We start from the raw sequence: 3,884 nt of genomic DNA, 5'->3' as shown, positions 1-3,884 counted from the left end.
GAGTGGATCGGCGCCGGCGACGCCGCGTTTCAGGAAAAAGCCAAACGACGCATGGATGAACTGGCAGAGAAGGCAGGCATCATCGTCCTGGCGACCCACAATGAGAGCCTGCTCGAAAGCGTATGTACGAAAAGAATGACGCTTAAGAACGGAAGGGTCGAAGCCTTCACGACGAAACCTGCAAAGAGGGCTGGAACGCGAGCTAAGTCTTAAAGGTACTCTTCCCGGATACTATTTGCTCGCAGTTCAGATTCCAATTCGTCGCACCTGCTGTAGTTGAGTATGCCAACGTTGCGCCCTGCGGACGTTACTAAAATGAATTGCGCTCGAGCCGTTGAGTTACCGATGACGAGACAAGAATCTGTTCCGATGAATGATCTGAAGCGCCTGTATCAGCGCTACCAGGTCGAAATCGAGAGTGAGGTAGTGAACACGCTACGTTCGGGATGGTGGCTCAATGGCGCTATCGGCAAAAGGTTTGCGGCAAATTTTTCCAGATTCATAGGTGTTTCGGAATGCGTTCTCGTGGCCAACGGGACGGATGCGCTCGAACTTGCATTGGCCGCAGTGACCAAGCGCTACGACGGGCGCGAGGTGATCGTCGCCGCCAATGCGGGGGGCTATGCCAGTTGTGCCTGCTGGCAGAATGATCTCGTTCCGCACTATGTCGATATCGAACCAGCCAGCCAACTCATAGCCCTTCAATCGGTACTGAAAGCAGCCAGCGCAGACACCGCTGCGATCGTCGCCACCCACCTCTATGGTGGCGTCGTTGATGTCCGCGCCATCCGGGACGGACTTGAGCAGGCTGGCCTCTCGCACATTCCAATCGTGGAAGATTGCGCGCAGGCGCACGGGGCGAGAATCGGAAGCGACGTTGCAGGCTCGCTGGGGGATATCTCCACGTTCAGCTTTTACCCAACCAAAAATCTCGGAGCCATGGGGGACGGCGGCGCTGTTCTTACCTCCGACACGGCAACCGCCGCGCATGTACGGCAACTGCAACAATATGGCTGGAGTTCAAAATATCATGTCGGCGTGCCCAACGGCCGCAACTCCCGCATGGATGAAGTTCAAGCCGCGATACTGGACGTTTTGCTGGGCGATGTGGATAGACGCAACCAGCAGCGGCGTGGCATCCTAGACCAGTACAAGTCGGTTGCCGGGCGTCGATTCCAGTTCCTGGAAGGTGGCGAAGGCGCTGTCGCGCACCTCGCGGTCGCGCTTTGCGACGACCGGGACGCCTTCAGGGCGTTCATGAAAGAGCGCGGCATCGACACTGACATACACTACCCTGTGCTGGATTGCGACCAGGTCGGCTGGGCGGACTTACCGATGATGGGGAGCGAAAATCTCACCGTATCGAGGGCCAGCGTCAGCCGTCTCTGTTCGGTCCCCTGCTATCCCGATATGAGGGACGACGAGGTAGAGCGGGTTTGCCTGGCCCTCCGCGAATGGGAGACAATGTGACAACACGCTCGATCGTTTTCCCGATCTATCGAAATCAGGCGAACATCCCTTCCCTCCTGGGCGCAGTCGCCGATTTCCACTCCAGATATCATAGCGACATCGAGTTCGTCTTCGTCGTCGACGGGTCGCCGGACGAATCCGGCCCGCTGCTGATCAAGGAATTGAAAGGCTCGGGCTATGATTACAAGATCATCTTCCATAGCCGGAACTTTGGTTCGTTCACTGCTATTCGAACCGGGCTCGAACACGCTTCGGGTGACCAGGTCGCTGCGATGGCCGCCGACCTGCAGGAGCCGCCTGAACTGATCGTCGAATTCTTTTCGAAGCTGGAAAAGGACGAGGCTGACGTCGTGTTTGGGCAGCGAACCGGGCGTAGCGATCCGCCCTTGACCAAATTTCTGTCGAGGGCTTTCTGGTCGGCCTACCGCAGGCTCGTCCTGCCCAGCATGCCGAGTGGCGGAGTGGATATCTTCGCCTGCAACCGTCAGGTTCTGGAAGCGATCCTCTCGATCGAGGAGCCGAACAGCTCGCTTGTCATACAACTTTTCTGGGTCGGCTTCAGGCGGGAATTCGTGCCTTATCGGCGGCGCGAACGAAAGCACGGAACAAGCGCCTGGGGCATGGCACGGCGGTTCCGATACATGATGGACAGCATTTTCTCGTTCTCTGATTTTCCGATAATGCTCACCCTCTGGGTAGGATTTGCCGGCTGTGCGCTAAGTCTCCTATTTGCAGTCGTTACCGTGATTGCACGGCTACTTGGCAATATAGACCCCGCTGGCTATACGACACTGGTGCTGCTGATCACGGGCTTCGGTTCGGCCAGTCTTCTAGTCCAAGGGATTCTTGGTTGCTATCTCTGGCGGGCAGTTGAAAACACCAAATCGCGCCCACTTCGGATCATCAGCCGCGTCGTTGACGGAACAGCGAAATGAACGCCAAGCCATTTTTCGTGCACGAACGGGGTATCTGCGAAAGCTCCCATGTCGGCGACGGAACGCGTATTTGGGCCTTCGCTCACGTGCTGCCTGGGGCCGTGCTCGGCTCGAACTGCAACATCTGCGATCACGTCTTCATCGAGAACGACGTGATCGTCGGCGATGACGTGACTGTCAAGAGCGGCGTCCAACTGTGGGACGGGGTGCGCCTGGGCAATCGTGTGTTTGTCGGCCCGAATGCGACCTTCACCAATGATCGCTTCCCACGCTCCAAGGGATATCCCGAGGCGTTTCTGCTGACCACGATCGAGGACGGCGCTTCCATCGGCGCCAATGCCACAATCCTGCCGGGCATTGTCGTCGGCCGCCAGGCGATGGTCGGCGCCGGCGCCGTGGTGACCAAGAGCGTCCCTGCCAACGCCGTCGTGGTCGGAAATCCCGCAGTCATCATCGGCTACCAGACCGGCCCGAAGATCGTGCCAGCCTTGACGCAAACCTTCCCCGGCGCAGTGGGCGAGAAAATGTCGCTTGGGGTGGGTGGTACCGAGCTCTGGCGGCTGCCGCATTTTAGCGATCTGCGAGGCGAACTCGCCCCGCTCGAATTCGGTGCAAACCTACCGTTTAAGCCGGCCCGGTCCTTTCTGGTTTATGGCGTTCCCTCCGACAAGGTCAGGGGTGAGCATGCGCATCGCGAGTGCCATCAATTCCTGATCGCGGCCCATGGCCGCCTGTCCGTTGTCGTTGACGACGGCCATGAGAGAAAAGAGGTTTCGTTGACCGAACCCTCGATCGGCCTCTACATTCCGCCCGGCATTTGGGGAATTCAGTATAAATTCCAACCCGATACAGCATTGCTGGTCATGGCTTCGCACAACTATGATGCTGGCGATTACATCAGGGACTATGCGGATTTCCTGGATACGGTCAGGCAGGATGACCGCTGATCGCATTGGCGGAGACGCCGTCCGGTTTCTTGTCGCCGGCGGACTAAATACCGCCCTGACCAGCCTTGTCTATTTTGCCGGCCTTGTCGTCCTGCCCTCAAGTTTGTCTTACGCGCTCGCTTGGCTGACAGGACTTGTGTTCGTAATGGTGTTCTATCCCGATCGCGTCTTTCCCGGCGGCCGCACGGGCATCGCCGATCGACTGGCAATCGGGGCGTCGATTGCGGTCGTGTTCGTGCTCGGCCTAGCAGCCCTCAAAACGCTTGAAAGCGTTCTGCAAAATGCTGCAGCAGCCTTCTTTGTCACCCTTGCCATCACGACCATCCTCAACTTCGTGATTTCTCGATGGATACTCCGCAGATCATGCTGACGCGACCGAGCACAATACGACCAGCCATTAATCTCTTTGCGATTTTCGCCGCGATGTATTTTTCCGAGCTGGCTTCCTTTCCGCTGTCAGTGGATGAGGAAGTAACAGCCTTCAGAACGGACGCATCCGTCTGGATCATTCAAGGACGCTGGGGGGCATATC

The 3,884-nt window shown here is 57.7% G+C and carries 4 protein-coding genes and 1 pseudogene; all 5 read left to right on the top strand.

Annotated features, from left to right (window positions below; translation table 11 throughout):
- Positions 1 to 213 (top strand): annotated as a pseudogene (locus EN939_RS24495) (hypothetical protein); the annotation flags it as partial.
- Positions 214 to 369: 156 nt separating this feature from the next.
- Complete coding sequence (locus EN939_RS24490; RefSeq protein WP_164748809.1) at positions 370 to 1,470, top strand: DegT/DnrJ/EryC1/StrS family aminotransferase; 1,101 nt, start codon at positions 370 to 372, stop codon at positions 1,468 to 1,470.
- Positions 1,467 to 2,405 carry a glycosyltransferase family 2 protein gene (locus EN939_RS24485; protein ID WP_206517162.1) on the top strand — a complete coding sequence of 313 codons (939 nt, stop codon included), beginning with the start codon at positions 1,467 to 1,469 and terminating at the stop codon, positions 2,403 to 2,405. Before EN939_RS24490 ends, EN939_RS24485 begins: the two co-directional genes overlap by 4 nt.
- The gene (locus EN939_RS24480) at positions 2,402 to 3,352 is read left to right on the top strand and encodes a WxcM-like domain-containing protein (RefSeq protein WP_127270265.1); all 951 of its coding nucleotides are present in this window, start codon (positions 2,402 to 2,404) and stop codon (positions 3,350 to 3,352) included. The genes EN939_RS24485 and EN939_RS24480 overlap by 4 nt, the downstream gene beginning before the upstream one ends.
- On the top strand, positions 3,342 to 3,722 hold the full coding sequence (locus EN939_RS24475; protein ID WP_164748973.1) for a GtrA family protein: 381 nt from the start codon (positions 3,342 to 3,344) through the stop codon (positions 3,720 to 3,722). The genes EN939_RS24480 and EN939_RS24475 overlap by 11 nt, the downstream gene beginning before the upstream one ends.
- Positions 3,723 to 3,884: the final 162 nt, after the last annotated feature.

Source organism: Mesorhizobium sp. M7A.F.Ca.CA.002.05.1.1, from assembly GCF_003998335.1.
GTDB lineage: Bacteria > Pseudomonadota > Alphaproteobacteria > Rhizobiales > Rhizobiaceae > Mesorhizobium.
Note: the sequence above shows the minus strand (reverse complement) of the source record. Positions and strands in the feature narration are given on the sequence as shown.

What these genes read in the sequence shown, in the direction of transcription:
- EN939_RS24480 (WP_127270265.1), top strand. Translation starts at nt 2,402, where the DNA reads ATGAACGCCAAGCCATTTTTCGTGCACGAACGGGGTATCTGCGAAAGC.
- EN939_RS24490 (WP_164748809.1), top strand. Translation starts at nt 370, where the DNA reads ATGAATGATCTGAAGCGCCTGTATCAGCGCTACCAGGTCGAAATCGAG.
- EN939_RS24475 (WP_164748973.1), top strand. Translation starts at nt 3,342, where the DNA reads ATGACCGCTGATCGCATTGGCGGAGACGCCGTCCGGTTTCTTGTCGCC.